At 65.0% G+C, this 21,439-nt stretch carries 19 protein-coding genes; 10 read left to right on the top strand and 9 right to left on the bottom strand.

Going from position 1 to position 21,439, the window contains the following annotated elements; translation table 11 throughout:
• The 3 genes from NFX52_RS22090 to NFX52_RS22080 all read left to right on the top strand — a co-directional run.
• A partial coding sequence (locus tag NFX52_RS22090; RefSeq protein WP_435301294.1) for a Bug family tripartite tricarboxylate transporter substrate binding protein occupies positions 1-957 on the top strand: 957 nt, incomplete at its 5' end.
• A 71-nt stretch (positions 958-1,028) separates the two neighbouring features.
• Complete coding sequence (rnk, locus tag NFX52_RS22085) at positions 1,029-1,442, top strand: nucleoside diphosphate kinase regulator (RefSeq protein ID WP_055394263.1); 414 nt, start codon at positions 1,029-1,031, stop codon at positions 1,440-1,442.
• A 262-nt stretch (positions 1,443-1,704) separates the two neighbouring features.
• Positions 1,705-2,094, top strand: coding sequence for a hypothetical protein (locus tag NFX52_RS22080; RefSeq protein ID WP_055394290.1), 390 nt, complete (start codon positions 1,705-1,707; stop codon positions 2,092-2,094).
• 22 nt (positions 2,095-2,116) lie between these two features.
• Here NFX52_RS22080 and NFX52_RS22075 read toward each other — a convergent pair whose 3' ends face one another.
• Positions 2,117-3,235: an acyltransferase family protein gene (locus tag NFX52_RS22075; protein WP_055394261.1), complete on the bottom strand. Its 1,119-nt coding sequence runs from the start codon at positions 3,233-3,235 to the stop codon at positions 2,117-2,119.
• 191 nt (positions 3,236-3,426) lie between these two features.
• On the opposite strand from NFX52_RS22075, the gene NFX52_RS22070 reads away from it, so the two are divergent.
• From NFX52_RS22070 to NFX52_RS22060, 3 genes are read left to right on the top strand one after another with little or no spacing between them, the layout of a single operon-like run.
• Positions 3,427-4,017, top strand: coding sequence for a GbsR/MarR family transcriptional regulator (locus tag NFX52_RS22070; RefSeq protein WP_055394259.1), 591 nt, complete (start codon positions 3,427-3,429; stop codon positions 4,015-4,017).
• A 4-nt stretch (positions 4,018-4,021) separates the two neighbouring features.
• Positions 4,022-5,389 carry a cytochrome ubiquinol oxidase subunit I gene (locus NFX52_RS22065; protein WP_055394257.1) on the top strand — a complete coding sequence of 456 codons (1,368 nt, stop codon included), beginning with the start codon at positions 4,022-4,024 and terminating at the stop codon, positions 5,387-5,389.
• Between the two features lie 10 nt (positions 5,390-5,399).
• Positions 5,400-6,410 carry a cytochrome d ubiquinol oxidase subunit II gene (locus NFX52_RS22060; RefSeq protein ID WP_055394255.1) on the top strand — a complete coding sequence of 337 codons (1,011 nt, stop codon included), beginning with the start codon at positions 5,400-5,402 and terminating at the stop codon, positions 6,408-6,410.
• A gap of 9 nt (positions 6,411-6,419) precedes the next feature.
• On the opposite strand, the gene NFX52_RS22055 is transcribed toward NFX52_RS22060, so the two are convergent.
• The 8 genes from NFX52_RS22055 to NFX52_RS22020 all read right to left on the bottom strand — a co-directional run bounded on the left by NFX52_RS22055 (position 6,420) and on the right by NFX52_RS22020 (position 15,883).
• Positions 6,420-7,553 carry an ABC transporter substrate-binding protein gene (locus tag NFX52_RS22055; protein ID WP_121419439.1) on the bottom strand — a complete coding sequence of 378 codons (1,134 nt, stop codon included), beginning with the start codon at positions 7,551-7,553 and terminating at the stop codon, positions 6,420-6,422.
• A 251-nt stretch (positions 7,554-7,804) separates the two neighbouring features.
• A complete protein-coding gene (locus NFX52_RS22050) occupies positions 7,805-8,758 on the bottom strand; it encodes an NAD(P)H-dependent flavin oxidoreductase (protein ID WP_055394253.1) in 954 nt (317 codons plus the stop codon).
• A 137-nt stretch (positions 8,759-8,895) separates the two neighbouring features.
• Positions 8,896-10,686 (bottom strand): acyl-CoA dehydrogenase, encoded by a 1,791-nt coding sequence (locus tag NFX52_RS22045; RefSeq protein WP_055394252.1) that lies wholly within the window; start codon positions 10,684-10,686, stop codon positions 8,896-8,898.
• Between the two features lie 76 nt (positions 10,687-10,762).
• Positions 10,763-11,695: an electron transfer flavoprotein subunit alpha/FixB family protein gene (locus NFX52_RS22040; RefSeq protein ID WP_252635821.1), complete on the bottom strand. Its 933-nt coding sequence runs from the start codon at positions 11,693-11,695 to the stop codon at positions 10,763-10,765.
• Complete coding sequence (locus tag NFX52_RS22035; RefSeq protein ID WP_252635820.1) at positions 11,696-12,445, bottom strand: electron transfer flavoprotein subunit beta/FixA family protein; 750 nt, start codon at positions 12,443-12,445, stop codon at positions 11,696-11,698.
• Positions 12,446-12,662: 217 nt separating this feature from the next.
• Positions 12,663-13,997 (bottom strand): mechanosensitive ion channel family protein, encoded by a 1,335-nt coding sequence (locus NFX52_RS22030; RefSeq protein WP_055396133.1) that lies wholly within the window; start codon positions 13,995-13,997, stop codon positions 12,663-12,665.
• A 5-nt stretch (positions 13,998-14,002) separates the two neighbouring features.
• Positions 14,003-14,791 (bottom strand): enoyl-CoA hydratase, encoded by a 789-nt coding sequence (locus NFX52_RS22025; protein ID WP_369801332.1) that lies wholly within the window; start codon positions 14,789-14,791, stop codon positions 14,003-14,005.
• 138 nt (positions 14,792-14,929) lie between these two features.
• On the bottom strand, positions 14,930-15,883 hold the full coding sequence (locus NFX52_RS22020) for a histone deacetylase family protein (RefSeq protein ID WP_202907138.1): 954 nt from the start codon (positions 15,881-15,883) through the stop codon (positions 14,930-14,932).
• A gap of 53 nt (positions 15,884-15,936) precedes the next feature.
• On the opposite strand from NFX52_RS22020, the gene NFX52_RS22015 reads away from it, so the two are divergent.
• The 4 genes from NFX52_RS22015 (at position 15,937) to mltB (ending at position 21,270) form a co-directional block, all read left to right on the top strand.
• Positions 15,937-16,857, top strand: coding sequence for an AAA family ATPase (locus NFX52_RS22015; RefSeq protein ID WP_010460095.1), 921 nt, complete (start codon positions 15,937-15,939; stop codon positions 16,855-16,857).
• Between the two features lie 3 nt (positions 16,858-16,860).
• Positions 16,861-17,916, top strand: a complete 1,056-nt coding sequence (locus tag NFX52_RS22010) for a DUF58 domain-containing protein (RefSeq protein WP_055396139.1) — start codon at positions 16,861-16,863, stop codon at positions 17,914-17,916.
• 112 nt (positions 17,917-18,028) lie between these two features.
• Positions 18,029-20,056, top strand: a complete 2,028-nt coding sequence (locus NFX52_RS22005) for a transglutaminase TgpA family protein (protein WP_055396141.1) — start codon at positions 18,029-18,031, stop codon at positions 20,054-20,056.
• 137 nt (positions 20,057-20,193) lie between these two features.
• Positions 20,194-21,270, top strand: coding sequence for a lytic murein transglycosylase B (gene mltB, locus NFX52_RS22000; RefSeq protein WP_055396143.1), 1,077 nt, complete (start codon positions 20,194-20,196; stop codon positions 21,268-21,270).
• The last annotated feature ends 169 nt before the right edge of the window (positions 21,271-21,439 follow it).

Genomic DNA, 21,439 nt, shown 5'->3' with positions numbered 1-21,439 from the left:
CTGCGCACGCTGGCATGCGCCGCTGCCAGCGTGCTGCTCAGCACCGCCGCCATGGCAGACACCTGGCCCAGCAAGCCGATCAAAGTCATCGTCAACTTCCCCGCCGGGGGCGCCGCCGACCAGATTGCGCGCGCCGTCACCCAGCCCCTGCAGGCCGCGCTGGGACAGCCGGTGGTGGTGGAGAACCGGGGCGGTGCGGGCGGCAACATCGGCGGGGAGGCTGTGGCCAAATCCCCGGCCGATGGCTATACCCTGCTCATGAGTTCGGGCGGCATGGTGTCGGTCAACCCGCACCTGTATCCCAAGATGCCTTTCGACCCCGTCAAGGACCTGACACCCGTGGCTGCTGCTGCACGGGTGCTGGTCTTCCTGGAGGTGCGCCCCACACTGCCGGTCAACACCATCCAGGAGTTCCTCGCGCACCTGAAGGCCAACCCCGGCAAGCTGAGCTTTGGCACGCCGGGCAACGGCAGCTCGCCCCACCTGGCGGCCGAGATGCTCAAGACCCAGGCCAATGTATTTGCGGTGCATGTGCCCTACCGGGGCGCGGCACCGGCCATGCAGGACCTGCTGGGTGGGCAGCTGGACTTCATGTTCGACCCGGGTATCGGCCTCTCGCATGTGAAAGCGGGCAAGCTCCGGCTGCTGGCCGTGGGCAGCGCCAAGCGCTCACCCCTCTTCCCGGACGTTCCCACACTGGACGAAGTGGGCCTGAAGGGCTTTGACGCAGACACCTGGTTTGGTTTTTATGCACCGGCGGGCACACCGCCCGACGTGGTCACGCGCCTGAACCGCGAGATCAACAAGGTGCTGGGCACGCAGGCCGTCAAGGACCGCATCACGGCGCTGGGCGGGGTGCCTGCCCCCATGTCGCCCACCGACTTCAACGCACGGGCTTCCATCGACAGCGCACGGTTTGGCGCCCTGATCAAGGCGCGCAACATCCAGGGAGATTGACCGCGCGCGGCAGTGCGAGATTCGCGATGGTCTACAGTCCCGCGCTTTGTCACCACCTTAGAGGTACTGCCATGGCGCGCAAGCCCCAGATCATCCTGTCGTCGCTCGACGTTGACCGCATCGAAGCCCTGCTGGCCGCCATCCCGGCCAGTGTCTTCCCGGGCAAGGCGGACCTGCAAGCAGAGCTGGACCGGGCCGATGTGGTGCCGCCCGAGGACATCCCGCCCAACGTGGTGACCATGAACTCCACCGTGCAGTTCTCCATCCTGGAGACGGGCAAGGAGTTCTGCCTGACCCTGGTCTACCCGCGCGACGCGGATGGCACTGCGGACCGCATCTCGATCTTCGCGCCCGTGGGCAGCGCCCTGCTGGGCCTGGCGGTGGGCGATGAACTGGCCTGGCCCGGACCGGGCGGCAAGTCGATGACGGTGCGCGTGAAAGACATCCTGTACCAGCCTGAAAGTGCCGGCGAACTGCATCGTTGAATTCGGGACACCCCCTGAGGCGCTGCGCGCCTTCCCCTCGCTCTCACAGCGCTGCGCACTGCGGGCGGGGGGACGCCGCCCTCGCTGCGGGGCGGCCCTTGCTTGGCTGCCCTGGCCTTTGAGCACGCCGGTTTCTGAGGCTATTGGGTAGCTGGAGCACTGCGCGCCTTCTATTCCCGGCGAGCCCTGCCTGGAGGGTGCAAGTGAGTGCCACGGATTGGGGTGGTGCAAAGCGCCATGAGCCGCGACAATGGCAGCCGCCATGACCACACCGCCCGCACCACACACGCCAGACATCCCTCCATCGATTGACCAGTTCGACCCGGACTCGACGGTCGCATTCCAGCGGCGAATGGAGCGGGCTCCTGAATGGTTCTGCTCCTTCCTGGCGGGAAACAGCCGCGAAAAGAGCCGCCTCAAGCGCGAGATGGCAACAATGAAGGGCTCGGTGGTGTGGCTGGTGCAGCAGCGCCGCCAGGGCAACTGGGATGCCGCAGAGCGCGCCCATTTGCGGGATGTGATGCGGTCAGCCTCGTCCGTGAGTCCCTACCTGTTCATCTGGGTGATTCCGGGCTCGATGCTGATCCTGCCCTTCATGGCCTGGTTTCTGGACCGGCAGCGCAAGCGGCGCGAGCGCAAGCTACAGCGTTGAAGAGCTCTTCACGAGCCCTCATTCAGAACCCGTTGTTGGTAACAGCCACCAGCAGACCGGTGCCCACCAGCCCCGCCTGCCAGCGCAATGCGGTGGACCAGGTGGGCACATGCCGCTCCACCCGCAGGTAGAGCAGGCGCCCGGCGGCGAGGGACAGGACAAACGCCAGCAGCATGCCCAGTGCATTGGGCACCGGCGAAGCAGGCCACAAGTGGCTGACCACGGCATTGACCAGCAGGCACACGGCAAAGTGCACGAGGAAGATGGAGTAAGACATCTGCCCCACGCGAACCAGCGGCGCAAAACCGCCCCAGGCACGCAGACGTTCGGACCGCAACGCCACCACCAGGCACAGCGCCGTGACGAGCACCACCACGATGCGGCCCCGGAAGTCCAGCGCCAGGGCCACACCGCCCAGCAGCACCATGGCGCGCAGCCACCCCACCGGGCTGGCTGCGCGCACAGCCCAGTACGCCAGCATGCCCAGGCCATAGGCACCCAGGAAGTAGATCGCCCACATGTCGAGCCCGGCCATGCGGTTGAAAACCCACAGCGACGCCGCCACACCTGCCACGATGAGCACCCGGGCCAAAACAGCCCCGTGCCGCTGGGCCCACACGCCCGGCAGGGCTCTGACGCCCGCCCAGAGCAGCACGCTCAATGCAAAAAGCTGGAAGTCGATGGCCACATACCAGACACCGGCAGACAGGGCATCTTCGTCCACGATGTCCTGCAGCAGCAAGGCATTGGCCAGCAATTGCGCCAAGGTGGGTTCTTCCGGAACAGAAGAGTGCTCCATCCAGGGGCGCACCAAGGCAGCCACCACCACCGTCAGCAACAACGCCACCGCGTAGGGAACCACCAGCCGTACAAAACGCTTGGCCACTGCATTGCCAGCATGGTCAAACCGCGCCACGCCCTGGGGCGCCAGGCTGGCTGCGGCAAGGTAGCCGCCCAGCACCAGAAACACCTGCACCGCCATGCGCCCATAGTCATACAGCCAGGCCATCAAGGCGGGGGCGAGAGGCTGGGCGATGTCCGACATCGGGCCATAAAAGGCCAGGTGGTGCCAGACGATGGTGATGCACGCCACGCCCTTGACCATATCGATCAGGGGCATACGGGAAGGAGACGAAGACATGGGAGCGGGGAGGTATGGCATGTGCCGAGGCGGGGCCGCACCGGCAGACAAAAACCTCTATTGTCCCCCGCATCCAGCAGTTTGCGCAGCCCTAGAGCCTGCCGCAGTACCCCGCCTTCTGAAGGTGCAATTTCCTGAATTTTCAGAAATTACTGAAATTTCAAAAAATCAAGCGCACAATACGTGCCTATATGACCTACGTCAACCATTTACCCCCTCTGAACCGCCAGTTCGTGGCCCACTTTGGCGAGATGGGCAGCCGCTGGGGCATCAACCGCACGGTCGGCCAGATGTATGCACTCATCTTCCTGTCTCCTCGCCCGCTCAATGCCGACGAGATTGCTGAAACGCTGGAGTTTTCGCGCTCCAACGTGAGCATGGGGCTCAAGGAGCTTCAGGCCTGGCGGCTGGTGAAACTGAGCCACCAGCCGGGCGACCGGCGCGAGTACTTCGAGGCACCCAAGGACGTGTGGGAGATCTTCCGTGTGCTGGCCGAGGAACGCCGCCGCCGCGAGATCGAACCCACCTTGTCGATGCTGCGCATGGCGCTACTCGAAGAGCCCTCCTCCGATGAAGAGCGCCACGCCCAGGAACGCATGCGCGAGATGCACGAACTGATCGACCGGCTCATGACATGGTTCGACGACGTGCAGCGCCTGGCGCCTGAAACAGCGATGCAGCTCATGGGCATGGGCACCGCCGTTACCCGGGTGCTCGAATTCAAGGACCGGCTGACCGGCAAGGGCAATCACTCGCCAAAGAGCAATCCCTCAGGAGTTTGACGCCATGGACGCCTTCACGCTCTCGCGCATCCAGTTCGCGGCCAACATCAGCTTTCACATCCTGTTCCCCACCATCACGATTGCGCTGTGCTGGTTTCTGGTGTTCTTCCGCCTGCGGCACACGGCCACGCGCGGCACACCGGCGGCGCTGGGCTGGGAGCAGGCCTACTACTTCTGGACCAAGGTGTTTGCGCTGACCTTTGCGCTGGGCGTGGTGTCGGGCATCACCATGAGTTTTCAGTTCGGCACGAACTGGCCGGGCTTCATGGAACATGTGGGCAACATTGCCGGACCGCTGCTGGGCTATGAGGTGCTGACGGCGTTCTTTCTGGAGGCCACCTTCCTGGGGATCATGCTGTTTGGCCGGGGGCGCGTGTCCGAGCGCATGCACCTTGTCGCCACGCTCATGGTGGCTTTTGGCACCACGCTGTCGGCTTTCTGGATCTTGAGTTTGAACTCGTGGATGCAGACGCCCGTGGGCTACGAGATCATCGATGGCAAGTTCCACGCGGTGGACTGGCTGGCGATTGTGTTCAACCCGTCCTTCCCCTACCGACTGGGCCACAAGCTGCTGGCATCGGCCCTCACGGCAGGCTTTTTGATCGCCGGTGTGAGTGCCTGGCAGCTCATCAAGGGCACGGCCAACGAAGGCACGCGCAAGGCCCTGCGCACGGCCATCACCGCAGTGGCCGTCGTGATCCCGCTGCAGATCTTCATGGGCGACCTGCATGGTCTCAACACGCTGGAGCACCAGCCCGCCAAGATCGCAGCCATCGAGGGCATCTGGCACACCGAGAAGGGCGCGCCACTTACGCTGTTTGGCCTGCCCAACGAGAAGGAAGGTCGCACCGACTACGCCTTGCAGATCCCCAAGGCGGCCAGCCTGATCCTGGCGCACGATAGCGACGCCGAGCTGAAGGGGCTCAACGAATTCCCAGGCGCCCATCCGCCCGTGGCGCCCGTGTTCTGGGGGTTCCGCGTGATGGTGGGTGTGGGCCTGCTCATGCTGGCCGTGGCCTGGGTGGGTGCTTTTGTGCTGTATCGCCGCCGCAAGCAAGACCTGGCCACCCTGCCCCGGCCACTGCTCTACACGCTGGTGGGTATGGCGTTCTCAGGCTGGGTGGCCACGCTGGCCGGGTGGTACGTGACCGAAATCGGTCGCCAGCCTTACCTGGTCTATGGCCTTTTCAAGACCGCCGACGCCGTGGCCCCCCACGCGCCCGCCATGGTGGCCAGCACGCTGGCTGCCTATCTCATCGTCTATGGGCTGCTGCTGGTGGCCTATGTGGGCGTGATCAAGTACATGGCCGAACACCCAGCCATGCCCACACCGGCGGCGTCCCATCCCGCGCCAGCCCCTCGCGCCGTTTAAGGAGGCCTCCATGGACGCACTGAACTGGGCCACCGCCCTGCCCCTGATCTTCATGGCCGTAATGGGCCTGGCCCTGCTGGCCTATGTGATCCTCGACGGCTACGACCTGGGCGTGGGCATCCTCCTGCCCTTTGCCACCGATGCGGAGAAGGACGTGATGGTGTCCAGCATCGGCCCTTTCTGGGACGCCAACGAGACCTGGCTGGTGCTGGGCGTGGGGGTGCTGCTCATCTGTTTTCCGACCGCGCACGGCGTGGTGCTGTCGGCCCTGTACCTGCCGGTGGCCGTGATGCTGGTGGGCCTGATACTGCGCGGCGTGGCTTTCGACTTTCGCGTGAAGGCCCGCGACTCGCACAAGACCACATGGAACCGCCTGTTTGCGGCAGGCTCACTGGCGACCACCCTGGCCCAGGGCTGGATGCTGGGGGCCTACATCACCGGCTTTCAGAACGACACCTGGGGCCTGCTGTTTTCCGCAGGCATTGCCATCACCCTGCCTGCGGCCTACGCGATGCTGGGCGCGGGCTGGCTCCTCATGAAGACCGATGGCGATCTTCAGCGCAAGGCCGCCCGCTGGGGCCAGGGTGCGCTGTGGCCCATGGGGTTTGCGCTCATGGGAATTTCGCTGGCCACGCCGCTGGTCAGTCCCACGGTGTTTGCCAAGTGGTTTGTACTGCCCGAACTGTTTGCGCTGCTGCCCATTCCGCTGGCCTGCGTGGCGGCCTTCTTTGCCATCCGCCATGTGCTGGCCACGCCGCGCGTCGTGCAGGCGGGCTACGGCTGGATCGTGTTCGGCGCCACCGTGCTGATCTTTGTGCTGGCCTTCCTGGGGCTGGCCTACAGCATCTATCCCTACATCGTGATCGACCGCCTGACAGTGTGGCAGGCCGCCAGCGCCACGGAATCGCTGGTGGTGATCGGCATCGGCGTGGCCATCACGCTGCCAGCGATCATTGCCTACACCATCTTCATGTACCGGGTGTTCTGGGGCAAGGCGCGGGAGCTGACGTACGGGTTGTGAAACCTCCGCTCAATACCGCAGACTCCCTTCCGCATCCACAATGGCCAGTTCCACATAAGTCGAGCCGTTGTGGCTCTTGGGCGAGTATTTGACGTTAAAGCGCCCAAAGGATATTTCACCGGCATCCTCCATTGTCTTGATGAAAGACTCCGTGGTCAGGTTGCGCCCCGTGCGGCGCAACCCCTCCACCAGCAGCCGGGCATGCACGAATCCCTCGAACTGCGAAGCCGAAGGCTGGGCGCTGGGGGACTTGGCGCGCAGCAGGGCCAGGTATTCGGCCACCACGGGTACCGTGGTGCTGCGCAGCGACGGCATGATCTGCGCGAGGATGATGCCGCGCGCCTTTTCTTTAAGCTCGCGGTGGATCACGTCCATGCTGGCTACGGAGAACCCGTAGTACGCGGGCCGCGCCGCTGTCGATTGCACGGCCTTGATGTAGCTGGTGAACGTGGTTCCTGCGGTTGCAACGATCACGGCCTGGGGCTGTGCCTTTTCGGTGGCCTGCGCCGCAGCAGCGAAGTCCGGCTGTTTGGGATCTACCTTGATCTCCGCCACGAAGGCCAGTTTTTCCTCGTCGGAGGCTTTCTTGAGCTCGGCCAGCAAGGTTTTGCCCAGCCCGTCGTCCTGGTAGAACACGGCCACGCGGCTGATGCCCTGCTGGCGCAGCTGCGAGACGATTTTTGCAGCCTCGCTCGCATACCCTGCGCGCACATGAAAGACGTAGGGGTTGAGGGTTTCCCGAAACACCGAAGCGCCCGTGACCGGGCCAAACAGCAGGGTGCGGTGCTCCTTGATCAGGGGCAATATGGCGGCCGTCTGCGCCGTGCCGGTGCTGTTGTAGATCATGAAGACCTTGTCGGTCTCCAGCAGCTGGCGCGTGTTCTCCACCGCTTTCTGGGGATCGAAGCCGTCGTCAAGTGTGGTGTATCGGATCATGCGGCCATGCACGCCGCCCTGCGCATTCACCGCGTCGAACATGAGCCGCGAGCCCTCGCCATACTGCGCAGTCTGGGGCCCGAGCGGCCCCGACAGCACCGCCGATGCGCCGAGGCGGATTTCATCGGCGGTCACGCCCTCGTTGCGGGCATGGCCCAGACCACCTGTGCACAAGGCAACCAGCAGCACCAGAAAAGAACGAAACATCACGCACCCACCTTGCAAAGAATGTGCTGACCGAGCAACCCAAGCACACGCACTTTGGTTATTGATCATCATCATTATCCGCAGCCACCAGAACAGGCTTATGGGGGTTTGCCCTTGCCTCGGGAGCGCCAGAAACAGCTTCGCCCGCAGTGCACACCAGGCGCACTGCGGGCGAATGAAGCCCTCTTGCCCAAGGCCACCACGCCCTGGGCAGCGGCGGCGGTGTGGAGCCCAAAAAGCTCAGCGCAGCATCAGAGCTTGAGGCGCGCGCGCGCAGCCTCGTACTCGCGGCGCAGCTTGCCCACCAGCTCGGCGGTGCTGGTCACGGCGTTGATGGCACCAATGCCCTGGCCGCAGCCCCAGATGTCTTTCCAGGCCTTCTTGGCATCGCCGCCAAAGTTCATCTTGCTGGGGTCGGACTCGGGCAGGTTGTCGGGGTCCATGCCCGCAGCGCGAATCGACGGAGCCAGGTAGTTGCCGTGCACGCCGGTGAACAGGTTGCTGTAAACGATGTCGTCGGAGTTGCCGTCCACGATGGCCTGCTTGTAGGCATCGCTGGCACGCGCTTCGTGCGTGGCGATGAAGGCCGAGCCGATGTAGCCAAAGTCTGCACCCATGGCCTGCGCGGCCAGCACTGCGTCGCCGCTGGCGATGGAACCACTCAGCGCTACGGGGCCGTCGAACCACTGGCGGATTTCCTGGATGAGCGCAAACGGGCTCTTCACTCCCGCATGGCCGCCCGCACCGGCGGCCACGGCGATCAGGCCATCGGCGCCCTTTTCAATCGCCTTGTGGGCAAACTTGTTGTTGATGATGTCGTGCAGCACGATGCCACCCCAGGCATGCACGGCCTGGTTCACATCCTCGCGCGCGCCCAGGCTTGTAATGATGATCGGCACCTTGTACTTGGCGCACACCTGCATGTCGTGCTCCAGCCGGTCGTTGCTCTTGTGCACGATCTGGTTGATGGCAAAAGGCGCGGCCGGCTTGTCGGGGTTGGCCTTGTTGTAGGCAGCCAGCGTCTCGGTGATCTCGGCCAGCCATTCGTCGAGCAGCTCAGCGGGGCGGGCATTGAGCGCGGGCATGGAGCCCACCACACCCGCCTTGCACTGCTCAATGACGAGCTTGGGGTTGCTGATGATGAACAGCGGCGAGCCGATGACAGGCAGCGAGAGGTTTTGCAGCGCGGCGGGCAGTTTGGACATGGCAACAACTTCCTGAACAGGTTTTTGGATGAAATAGGGCTCTAGCGCTTATTCATCAAGCGCTAGCAGCTATCATTTTTATATCAATAAGCTGCCCGCTCTGCGGGCAGTCCGTCTCCTCACAACACGCTCAACCTTCAAAAGGCTTCCAGCGCCAACTCGGTAACGCTGGCCGCGCCTTCCACAATGCTGTCGCGCAGGCCCGGGGCCTTCACCAGGATGTGATCAGCGTAGAACTGGGCCGTAGTGATTTTTGCGCGCATGAACGCTTCGTCCTGTCCCTTTTGCAACAGGTCCTGTGCCACCAGCAGGCTGCGCGCCAGCTGCCAGCCCGCCACCACATTGCCCGCCAGCATCAGGTAAGGCACGCTGCCCGCAAACACGGCATTGGGCTGGGCCTTGGTGCCACCGGCTACAAAGTCGATCACGTCGAGCAGCGCCTTGCGCGCCGCCGTGAGGCGCTTGGCCACTGCCAACGCGGCGGGGGTGCCGCTGGCCAACAGATCGGCCTCGGTCTTCTCGATCTGTGCGGCGATGCCCTTGGCGGTCTGGCCGCCGTCACGCGCCGTCTTGCGGCCCACGAGGTCGTTGGCCTGGATGGCGGTGGTGCCTTCGTAGATGGTCAGGATCTTGGCGTCGCGGTAGTACTGCGCCGCGCCGGTTTCTTCGATGAAACCCATGCCACCATGCACCTGCACGCCCAGGCTGGTCACTTCCAGGCTGGTCTCGGTGCTGTAGCCCTTGACCAGCGGCACCATGAATTCATAGAACGCCTGGTTCTGCTTGCGCGTTTCCGCATCGGGGTGGTGGTGGGCAGCATCGAACGCTGCTGCGGCCACGGTGGCCATGGCACGGCAGCCTTCCACGGTGGCGCGCATCGTCATGAGCATGCGCTTCACATCGGGGTGGTGGATGATGGCGGCGCTGGCGTTGATGCTGCCGTCCACGGGGCGGCTCTGCACGCGGTCTTTGGCGTACTGCACAGCCTTCTGGTAGGCGCGCTCGGAAATCGCAATGCCCTGCATGCCCACGGCGTAGCGGGCCGCGTTCATCATGATGAACATGTATTCGAGTCCGCGGTTTTCCTGGCCCACGAGGTAGCCCACGGCGCCGCCATGGTCGCCAAACTGCAGCACGGCCGTGGGGCTGGCCTTGATGCCCAGCTTGTGCTCGATGCTCACGCAATGCGCGTCATTCCGCGCGCCCAGGCTTCCATCCTTGTTGACCATGAACTTGGGCACGACGAAGAGGCTGATGCCCTTGACGCCCTCGGGTGCGCCCTGCACACGGGCCAGCACCAGGTGGACGATGTTCTCGGCCATGTCGTGCTCACCGTAGGTGATGAAGATCTTGGTGCCGAAAATCTTGTACGTCCCGTCGGGCTGGGGTTCGGCGCGCGTGCGCACCAGGGCCAGGTCCGAACCAGCCTGGGGTTCGGTCAGGTTCATGGTGCCGGTCCATTCGCCAGTGACCAGCTTTTCAAGGTACGTGGCCTTGAGCTCGTCACTGCCTGCGGTGAGCAGCGCCTCAATGGCACCATCGGTCAGCAGCGGGCACAGCGCGAAGCTCATGTTGGCGCTGTTGGTCATCTCGATGCAGGCCGCGCCAATGGTCTTGGGCAGGCCCTGGCCGCCAAAGTCGGCCGGGTGCTGCAGGCCTTGCCAGCCGCCTTCGGCGTATTGGCGGAAGGCTTCCTTGAAACCGGGGGTGGTGGTGACCACGCCGGATTGAAAGCTCGATGGATTCTTGTCGCCTTCCCAGTTGAGCGGCGACAGCACCCCTTCATTGAACTTGGCGCACTCTTCCAGCACGGCAGCCGCCGTGTCCAGGCCGGCGTCTTCAAAGCCGGGAATCTGCGCAATCTGTTCAATGTTGGCCAGGTGCTCGATGGCGAACAGCATGTCCTTGACGGGGGCGGTGTAGCTCATGGGTGTCTCCGGGAAAGCGAAATTTCGTCAAAAAAAAGGCATCGCGAGCGATGCCTTTGTGCGCACAGGGGCGTTCTTACAGGGCCTTGACCAGTTCCGGCACGGCCGTGAACAGATCCGCTTCCAGCCCATAGTCGGCCACGCTGAAGATCGGTGCCTCAGGGTCCTTGTTGATCGCCACGATCACCTTGGAGTCCTTCATGCCAGCCAAGTGCTGAATGGCACCCGAGATGCCCGCAGCAACGTACAACTGCGGCGCCACGATCTTGCCGGTCTGGCCCACTTGCCAATCGTTGGGGGCGTAGCCTGCGTCTACCGCCGCGCGGCTGGCACCCAAAGCGGCGCCCAGCTTGTCGGCCAGCGGCGTCATCACTTCATCGAACTTTTCCTTGCTGCCGAGGGCTCGGCCACCGGAGACGATGATCTTGGCGGCCGTGAGTTCGGGGCGGTCGCTCTTGGCGATTTCGCTGCCCATGAAGCTGCTCTTGCCAGCGTCTGCGGTGGCTGCGGCGGTTTCAACGGCTGCGGAACCGCCCGTGGCGGCTGCGGCGTCAAAGCCGGTGGCGCGCACGGTGATGACCTTTACGCTGTCGGCGCTTTGCACGGTGGCAATGGCGTTGCCGGCGTAGATGGGGCGCTCGAAGGTGTCTGGGCTCACCACCTTGGTGATGTCGCTGACCTGCGCCACGTCCAGCTTGGCGGCCACGCGGGGGGCCACGTTGCGGCCGCTGGCGGTGGCGGGGAACAGGATGTGGCTGTAGCTGGAGGCGATGGCGAGCACTTGCGCGGCCACGTTCTCGGCCAGGCCGTGTTCCAGGCCAGGGGCGTCGGCGTGGATGACCTTGGCGACACCGGCGATCTGGGCGGCTGCGGCGGCTGCTGCACCGGCGTTGTGGCCGGCCACCAGCACGTGCACGTCGCCACCGCAGGCCACAGCGGCCGTCACGGTGTTCAGCGTGGCGCCCTTGATGGACGCGTTGTTGTGTTCCGCAATAACGAGTACCGACATTTAGATCACCTTCGCTTCGTTCTTGAGTTTTTCAACGAGTGCCGCTACGTCCGCCACCTTGATGCCAGCACCACGCTTGGCGGGCTCGGTCACCTTGAGGGTCTTCAGGCGCGGAGCCACGTCCACGCCGAGGTCTTCGGGCTTGACGGTATCGAGCTGCTTTTTCTTGGCCTTCATGATGTTGGGCAAGGTGACGTAGCGGGGCTCGTTCAGGCGCAGGTCGGTGGTGATGACCGCTGGCAGCGACAGCTGCAGGGTTTCCAGGCCGCCGTCCACTTCACGCGTCACGCTGACCTTGTCGGACGTCAGTTCGACCTTGTTGGCGAACGTGGCCTGGGGCAGGTCGGCCAGGGCCGCCAGCATCTGGCCGGTCTGGTTGGCGTCGTCGTCGATGGCTTGTTTGCCCAGGATGATGAGACCGGGCTGCTCTTTGTCCACCAGGGCCTTGAGGATCTTGGCAACGGCCAGGGGCTGCAGCTCGACGTCGGTTTCCACCAGGATGGCGCGGTCTGCACCGATGGCCATGGCGGTGCGCAGGGTTTCCTGGCACTGGGCCACGCCGCAGGAGACTGCGATGACTTCGGTCACCAGGCCTTTTTCTTTCAGGCGCACGGCCTCTTCAACGGCGATTTCGTCAAAGGGGTTCATGCTCATCTTCACGTTGGCGATGTCCACACCCGTGTTGTCCGATTTGACGCGGACCTTCACGTTGTAGTCCACCACGCGCTTGACAGGGACCAAGACCTTCATTGCTGCGGCTCCTAGAGTTGATTGAATTGACGTTTACGTAAACTGGAACATTCTATGCGGCACTGCAACGAAAGCGCTACGGGCCCAGCACACAGATCACACGATTAGAAAAAAGAACGATCGTGCTTTTTGTGGATTATAGGCGAGTGGGCGCAGCACCTGTCTAGAGTTTGCTGTCGCCTTGGGCAACCTGCAGCTGCCGGACAAGCGGGCAAGGCTACTCAGAACCCGCCAGTGCGCGGCCCACCGCCGCATTCGACACTGCAGGGGGCAGTGCTCCCTCGACCTGCACATGCATGACCCGCTGCGGATAAGGGATTTCGATCTTGTGGGCGCGCAGTGCACTCAGGATGGCGCGGTTGATCTCCGAGCGCAGGCCCAGCGAGCCGTTCTCGGGGTCGGCAATCCAGAAGCCCACGGTGAATTCCAGCCCATCGGCACCAAACGCCGACAAGGACACACTGGGCGCCGGATCGCGCAGCACACGGCTGCTGGCAAAGGCGGCCTCGCCCAGCAGCCGCGTCACCAGGTCCACATCGCTGTCATAACCCACGCTCACCACGGTGGACAACCACACCCGGGGGTCCGCCAGCGACAGGTTTTCCACCCGCTGGATGATCAGCATCTCATTGGGCACGATGGATTCACGCCCCGTGGACGAGCGCACCACCGTGTAGCGCGCATTGATGTCGGTGATGCGCCCCTCGAAGTTGTCCACCCGCACATTGTCGCCAATGCGCATGCTGCGCTCGGCCAGGATCACAAAACCGCTCACATAGTTGGACGCCAGCTTCTGCAGGCCAAAACCAATGCCCACCCCCACAGCGCCGCCCAGCACCGACAACGCGGTCAGGTCAATGCCCACGGCCGACAGGGCCATGATGAGCCCGACGAAAATCAGCAGCGCCCGCACGGCATTGCTCACGGCCTTGCGCAGCGACAGCTCGGCCCCGGTGGCCGAGCGCAGCAGGCGCGACTCGATGGCGGCAGATATCCACAGCGCGATCAGCAGCACGGCAGCAGCCGTCAGTGCCCCTTCGATCATGGTGCGCACCGACAGCGTGGCGCCCCCCACCTTCCAGTGGATCTGGTCCAGCTCTTCAAGCACCAAGGGCAACAGCCCTGTGACCCACAGCACCATGCCCAGCCAAGCCAGCCACGAGATGGAGCGTTCAATCGGCCGCACCCAGGCGGCATCCGGGTAGGCCACCTGCAGCACCTTCACCCCGATGCGGATGACCACCAGCGACACCAGCACCGGCACGGCGACCTTGAACACGGCCAGCGGAACCCACTGCAGCAGCACGGTGCGCGCCACATAAGCCAGGCTCAGCAACGCCAGCGGAAACAGTGCGCCATCGACAATCCGCGTGCCGAACAGGATGGAGCGCGGGTCACCCCGGTGCAGCCCACGCTGCAGCAGCGACACCAGCAACCAGGCCAGGCCCAGGCAGGCGGCCAAGGCGGCAAACTCCACCAGCACCGTGGGCCGAAGAAACGCCTCGGCCCAGCGGCCCACATCTTCCAGCATGGGGGTTTCTATCGTGGCCATGGCTCTCAGCGCTTCCAGGTGGGCTGGCGCTTTTCGGCAAAGGCGCGCGCGCCCTCTTGCGCGGCGGCGTCCATCATGTTGGTGGCCATGGTCTGGCCCGCCAACTGGTAGGCCGCATCGATGCCCAGCTCCCGCTGCTGGTACACCAGCGCCTTGCCCATGGCCACGGCCACGCGGGGCTTTTGCAGGATGGACTCCACCAACTTTTCGACCTCGGCATCCAGCGCATCGGCGCGCACCACACGGTTCACCAGACCCTGCGCCAGCGCGGTGGGCGCATCGAAGAAATCGCCGGTGAGCAACATTTCCATCGCCCGCTTGGCGGGCACATTGCGCACGAGCGGCACGCTCGGCGTTGCGCAGAACAGGCCGTAGTGGATGCCGCTGGTGGCAAAGCTGGCGCTGTCGGCCGCCACCGCCAGGTCGCACTGCGCCACCAGCTGACAGCCCGCCGCCGTCGCCATGCCCTGCACCCTGGCGATCACGGGTACTGGCAGCTTGTGGATGGTGAGCATCATGCGGCTGCATTGCGCAAACAGCTTCTGGTAGTACGCCAGCTCCGGGTTCGCCGCCATGTCCTTGAGGTTGTGCCCGGCACAAAAGGCTTTGCCTGCTGCGGCCAGCACCACCACCCGTACAGCTTCGTCGCGGCCCGCATCCTCCAGCGCCTGTTGCAGCGCAGAGAGCATCTCTGCACCCAGCGCGTTGAAGCGGGCCGGGTCGTTCAGGGTCAAGGTGACCACGCCGCGCGCATCGCGGGTGGACTGCAGCAGTTCATGGGCATTCGTCGTCATCATTTCTCCAGTGTTTGCGCGACACGGGGCCGCCGAAACCGGCGCGGCTCCAGGCCAGTGCCACCGTGGAACTGGCTTTGCCAGGCCACGGGTGGCGTCCCCCTTGGGGGAAGACGCCGCAGGCGGCTCAGGGGGGAGTCAAAGATCAGCGAGGACCCGCAAATGTGCCTCCACACTGCGCGCCAGCGGCCCCATCACATAGCCGCCCTCCAGGCACGACACGATGCGGCCCTGGGAATAGCGGCGCGCCACGTCCTTCACGCGCTGGGTGATCCAGGCGTAGTCCTGCTCGGTCAGGCCCAGCTGGCCCATGTCGTCCTCGCGGTGGCCGTCAAAACCAGCACTCACAAAAATCATCTCGGGCTTGAAGGCTTCCAGCCGGGGCATCCACATCATCTCGATGATCTCGCGGATGTCCATGCCCCGCGTGTAGGCGGGCACGGGCACGTTGACCATGTTCGGGGCGGGATCATGGTCACCGCTGTAGGGATAGAACGGGTGCTGGAAGATGCTGACCATCAGCGCCCGGGGGTCATTGGCCAGGATGTCCTCGGTGCCATTGCCGTGGTGCACATCAAAGTCCACCACCGCCACGCGCTGCAGGTTGTAGCGCTGCAGCGCATATTTGGCCGCCACAGCCACGTTGTTGAAGAAGCAGAAACCCATGGCCTTGTCGCGGCAAGCATGGTGGCCGGGGGGGCGCACCGAGCAGAACGCGTTTTCCACCTCGCCCGCCATCACGGCATCGGTGGCGGCCAATGCCGCCCCCGCAGCGCGCAGCGACGCCTTCCAGGTGTGGGCGTTGATGGAGGTGTCGGTGTCGATCTGCGCGTAGTTGGGGCCGCCAGCCATCAGCTCTTCGTTGAGCCGGTCTGACAGGCCGCGCAACGCCGCAATGTGCATGCGGCCGTGGGCCAGCTCGATGTCGGCCAGCGAGGCCTCGGGGGCGTCGTAGCGCTCCAGCGCGTCGGCCACGCCGGTGATCAGCAAGCGATCCTCAATGGCGTCCAGCCTTTCGGGGCATTCGGGGTGGCCCGGGCCCATCTCGTGCTTCCAACAATCCCGATGGGTGAAATAGCCCGTCTTGCTCACAGTCTTGTCCCCGCGTGTCGCATTTTTCTCAATTTTTCGGATAACGTCATGCCATGAACGCACAGCACAAAATCAAATCACTTCTGGATCAGCTTAACACGGTGATCGTGGGCAAACAGGCCCAGGTCCAGGACTGCGTGGCCTGCCTGCTGGCGGGGGGGCACCTGCTCATCGAAGACGTGCCCGGGGTGGGCAAGACCACCCTGGCCCACGCCTTGTCACGCACCTTCGGCCTGCAGTTCTCGCGCGTGCAGTTCACGGCCGACCTGATGCCCAGCGACCTGACCGGCGTGTCGGTGTACGAACGCGGCAAGGAAGCCTTCGTGTTCCACCCCGGCCCGGTGTTTGCCCAGGTGCTGCTGGCCGACGAAATCAACCGCGCCAGCCCCAAGACGCAGAGCGCGCTGCTCGAAGCCATGGAAGAAAAGCAGGTGTCGGTGGAGGGCGAAACCCGCGCCCTTCCCCACCCGTTCTTCGTGATCGCCACGCAGAACCCGCACGACCAGTTGGGCACCTTCGCGCTGCCCGAGTCGCAGCTCGACCGCTTTTTGATGCGTATCTCCATCGGCTACCCCGACCGCGCCGCCGAACGTGTGCTGCTGGCGGGCGCGGACCGGCGCGACATGGTGGACACCATGCTGCCCCTGCTGTCCGACGAGGAACTGGCCGAGCTGCAGCGCCAGGTGCAGGCCATCCACACGGCCGATCCGCTGCTCAACTATGTGCAGGACCTGATTGCGGCCACCCGCTCGGGCCGGTGGTTTCTGCAAGGGCTCTCGCCCCGCGCGGGCATTGCCCTGGTGCGCGCGGCCAAGGCGCAGGCCCTCATCAGCGGGCGCGACTATGTGGCGCCCGATGATGTGCAGGCGGTGCTGCCCCAGACCATTGCCCACCGCCTGGTGCCCGTGGGCGACGCCGGACGCGGTGCGGTGGAGCAGGTGCGCGCGATGGTCGAAGCGGTTCCGTTGCCCTGACCCATGGAATCCGCCACCCCACCGCCCCTCCCACCCCTTGCGCGCTGGCGCAGCCTGGCCGCCACGCTCAACCCATTTGCGCCGCTGCGCCGCCGCTTCCAGCGCTGGTGGCAGGCGCGCCTGCCGCTGAGCGACACGCTGTCGCTCACGCAGCGCAATGTCTACATCCTGCCCACCGGTTCGGGCTGGATGCTGGCGTTGACGCTGATCGTGCTGCTCATCGCGTCCATCAACTACCAGCTCAACCTGGGCTACCTGCTCACCTTTTTGCTGGCGGGCAGTGCGGTGATCGGCATGCACATTTGCCACGCCAACCTGCGCGGCCTGACCCTGCACCTGAAAGCACCCGAGCCGCACTTCATGGGCAGCAGCACCGCGTTTGACATCCAGCTGTCCAGCGAGCGCAAGACCCCGCGCTACGGCATCGCCCTGTCGGTGCACGGCACGGGCAAGGAGGCGCAAAAGGAACCCCATCATTGGGCCTGGACCGACGTGCCAGCGCAGGGGCAGTCCAGCGTGCAAGTCGCTTTCAAGCCCGAGCGCCGGGGCCTGCACCGCGTTCCCACATTGACCGCCGAGACGCGCTTTCCGCTGGGCACCTTCCGCGTCTGGACCTACTGGCGCCCCGCGGCCCAGGTGCTGGTCTACCCCGCACCCGAAACCCCGACACCGCCCCTGCCGTCTGGTGAACCGCGCGCGGGCGGAGCAGGCAACACGCCCACACAGGGCATTGGCGAATTCGACGGTGTGCGCGCCTACCGCCGGGGCGATCCGCTCAAGCTCGTGGTGTGGAAGAAAGCCGCCAAGTCGCTGGCCACCGGCACCGACGACCTGGTGAGCCGCGACGCCCAGCAGGCCCAGCGGCACGAGCTGTGGCTGGACCTGGCCCGGGCCTCACTGCCCGACCACGAAGCCCGCATCTCGCGCCTGACCGCCTGGGTGCTGCAGGCCGACCGCCTGGGGCTGGACTATGGCCTGCGCCTGCCGGGTGTGGAGATCGCCCCGGACACGGGGGCGGCCCACCGCAGAAATTGCCTGGAGGCGCTGGCATTGTGCTGATTCGCCCCTCAAACTTTAGGTCAAATTGGCACCTAGCGCTTACTATTAAAGCGCAGACAGCTATATTTTTAATAGCAAATCAATCGCCACCTGTCGGGCGTGCTCCCTTGCCATGAACCTGCGACAGTCCCTTGTTTCCCTGCCTCGCGACCCCCGCGACACGCTTTTTCTGCTGTTCGTGATCGTCTGGGTGATCGCGCCGCAGGTGTCCAACCTGCCGGTGTGGACCAGCCTGCTGGCTGGCGGCCTGCTGCTGTGGCGCGGCTGGCTGGCCTGGACGGGCCGCCCCCTGCCCGGCCGCTGGACAGTGGCCGCCCTGCTCCTGGTAGCGGTGGCAGGCACACTGTTCACGCACCGCACCATCCTCGGGCGGGATGCGGGTGTCACCTTGATCGTCATGCTGCTCGCCCTCAAGATGCTGGAGCTGCGCGCACGCCGCGATGCCATGGTGGTGTTCTTCCTGGGCTTCTTCACGATGCTCAGCAATTTCTTCTTCTCGCAATCTCTGCTGACCGCCGCCGCCATGCTGGTGGCGCTGCTGGGGCTGCTCATGGCACTGGTCAATGCCCACATGCCGGTAGGGCGCCCGCCGCTGGCGCAGACCTTTCGCATGGCGGGCACCATGGCACTGCTGGGCGCGCCCATCATGGTGGCGCTGTTCATGCTGTTCCCACGCATGTCACCGTTGTGGGGCATGCCCGGCGAAAACCTCTCCGGGCGCAGCGGCCTCTCGGGCACGATGAAGATCGGGGACATGGCCGAGATCGCACTGGATGAGCGCGTGGCCATCCGCCTGCGCTTTGAGGGGGCGCCCACCGATGTGCCTGCACAATCCACGCTGTACTTTCGCGGGCCCGTCATGACCGCGTTCGATGGCCGGGAATGGCAGGCCGAGCCCTTCCGCGAAGACAGCGCCTGGGCCGCACGTGCAGCCCTGCCCGCCAATCTGCAGGTCAGCGGCCCGGCGGTGCGCTATGAAGTAACGCTCGAACCCCAGCGCCAGCCCTGGCTGATGGTGCTGGAGGCCACCCCCGAGGCGCCCCAGCTGCCCAACAACATGCAGGCCTACATGACGCAGGATCTGCAGTGGATGACCGCACGTCCCATCACCGAGGTGATGCGCTACCAGGCCGTGAGCTACCCCGAGTTCCGCCATGGCCCGCAGCAGTCGGTGCGGCAGTTGCGCGTGTACACCGAGCTGCCACCGGGCTTCAATCCGCGCACCCTGGAGCTGGCGGCACAGATGCGGGCAGACCCTGCACTGGCCAACGCCCGCACGGAAGTTCTGGTCAATGCCGTCCTGCAACGCCTGCGCACAGGGGGCTACAACTACTCCCTCGATCCAGGCGTCTATGGCCAGCACACCGCCGACGAGTTCTGGTTTGACCGCAAGGAAGGCTTTTGCGAACACATTGCCTCGGCCTTCGTGGTGCTGATGCGCGCGATGGATGTGCCAGCACGCATCGTCACGGGCTACCAGGGCGGCGAGCGCAACCCCGTGGATGGCTACTGGACGGTGCGCAACGCCGATGCCCATGCCTGGTCCGAAGTCTGGATGGAGGGGCGTGGCTGGGTGCGTGTAGATCCCACAGGCGCCGTCTCGCCGAACCGCGTGGGCCAGTTCCAGCGTTTGCGCGCGCCCCAGGGTGCGTTCGCCAACGCCTTGGGCACCCTCAGCCCGGGCATGGTGCAGAACCTGCGGGCCGTGTGGGAAGCCGTCAACAACGGCTGGAACCAGTGGGTGCTCAACTACACCCAGAGCCGCCAGATGGACCTGCTCAAGGCGCTGGGGTTTGAATCTCCCAGCTGGCAGGACCTCACCACCGTGCTGGGCAGCCTGGTCATCGCGGCTGCACTGGGCGGCATGGGCTGGAGCCTTTGGGAACGTGCCCAGCACGACCCCTGGCTGCGGTTGCTGGCCCGCACACGCCAGCGCCTGGCGCGCGCCGGCCTGACGCTGCCCGAAACCCTGCCCCCTCGCGCCATGGCCGAACGGGTGCGCGCGCATTTCGGCCCGCAGGCTGCTGGGGTCGCAGACTGGCTGCTGCGGCTGGAACGCCTGCGCTACGCCCCCCACCCCGACACCGAACTGGGAGCCCTGCGGCGCGAGTTTCGCGCACTGCACTGGCCAAACCGATGAATCCCCCCTGAGCGGCTTCGCCGCTTCCCCCCAAGGGGACGATGCCCTTGCTGCGGGGCGGCCCTTGCTTGGCATCCCTGGCCTGGGTCGCGTCGGTTTCGGGGCGCAGGGACAAAACAAAGTAACGAACAACCCAAATGAAGAAGACAGCTCCATGGATCACAACAGCTATATTTTTGATAGCTGCTTGCGCACTACCAGTAAGCGCTAGCCCGCAAAAATCCTCCAAAACCAGCATCACAAAGCAAAAGCCAGCCGTGCTCTACGCATCGCGCCCCGAGGCGCTGCAGTTTGCCGATGACCTGGCTGCGCGCCGCGACCTGGACCGCGAATGGGTGCGCCAGGCCATCGGGCAGGCGCATTTTTTGCCGCAGGTGCCCCGGCTCATGCTGCCGCCACCCAAGGGCACAGCCAAGAACTGGCGCGTGTACCGCAGCCGCTTCATCGACCCCATCCGCATCCGCGCCGGCCAGCGGTTCTGGCAGGAGAACCAGGCCACGCTGGAGCGCGCCGAGCGCGAGTACGGCGTGCCCGCCGAGATCATCGTGGGCATCATCGGCGTGGAGACCATCTACGGCCAGCAGATGGGCACGTTCCGCGTGATGGACGCGCTGGCCACGCTGGCGTTTGATTTCCCATCAGCCCATCCTCGCGCCAAGGAGCGCACCGAATTTTTCCGCCGCGAGCTGGAGCAGTTCCTGAGCCTCACCAACCGCAGCAACACCGACCCGTTCGAGCCGCGCGGCAGCTACGCTGGTGCCATGGGCCTGGGACAGTTCATGCCGTCGAGCTGGGTGCGTTACGCCGTGGACTATGACGGCGATGGCCGCGTGGACCTGTTCAACAGCCCGGCCGACGCCATCGGCTCGGTAGCCAACTACTTCCGGGGCCACGGCTGGACGCGGGGCATGCCCACGCACTTTGGCGTGCAGTTCGACACGGCACGGCTGCAGATGGATGACCTGCTGGCGCCCGACATCCTGCCCACCTTCAGCGTGGCCAGCATGCAAGCCAAGGGCGCTGTGCTCGACGCGGCTGGTGTACAACACAACGGCCCGCTCGCACTGGTGGAGCTGCAAAACGGCGCAGAGGCGCCGAGCTATGTGGCGGGCACCGAAAATTTCTACGCCATCACCCGCTACAACTGGTCGAGCTACTACGCGATGGCGGTGATCGAGCTGGGCCGCGAAGTGGCGGCGGCGCGCGCGCGCTGACCCGCGCAGGCGCACCGGGGCGTTTTTTGGGGGAGGCGCTGCGGCGCACCGCAGGCCCGGCATGAGGACGGCCGGACGGCCGATGCGGGGTTTGGCGGCGCCTGCAAGCGCGCTTGCGCAAGTCAGTCCACAATGCCCGGCTTGGACCGCTGGCCCGGCAGCCCTGCAG

It is taken from the genome of Acidovorax facilis (assembly GCF_023913775.1).
GTDB lineage: Bacteria > Pseudomonadota > Gammaproteobacteria > Burkholderiales > Burkholderiaceae_C > Acidovorax > Acidovorax facilis.
The sequence above is the reverse complement of the archived record's forward strand: the minus strand, read 5'-3'. Positions and strand labels throughout refer to the sequence as shown.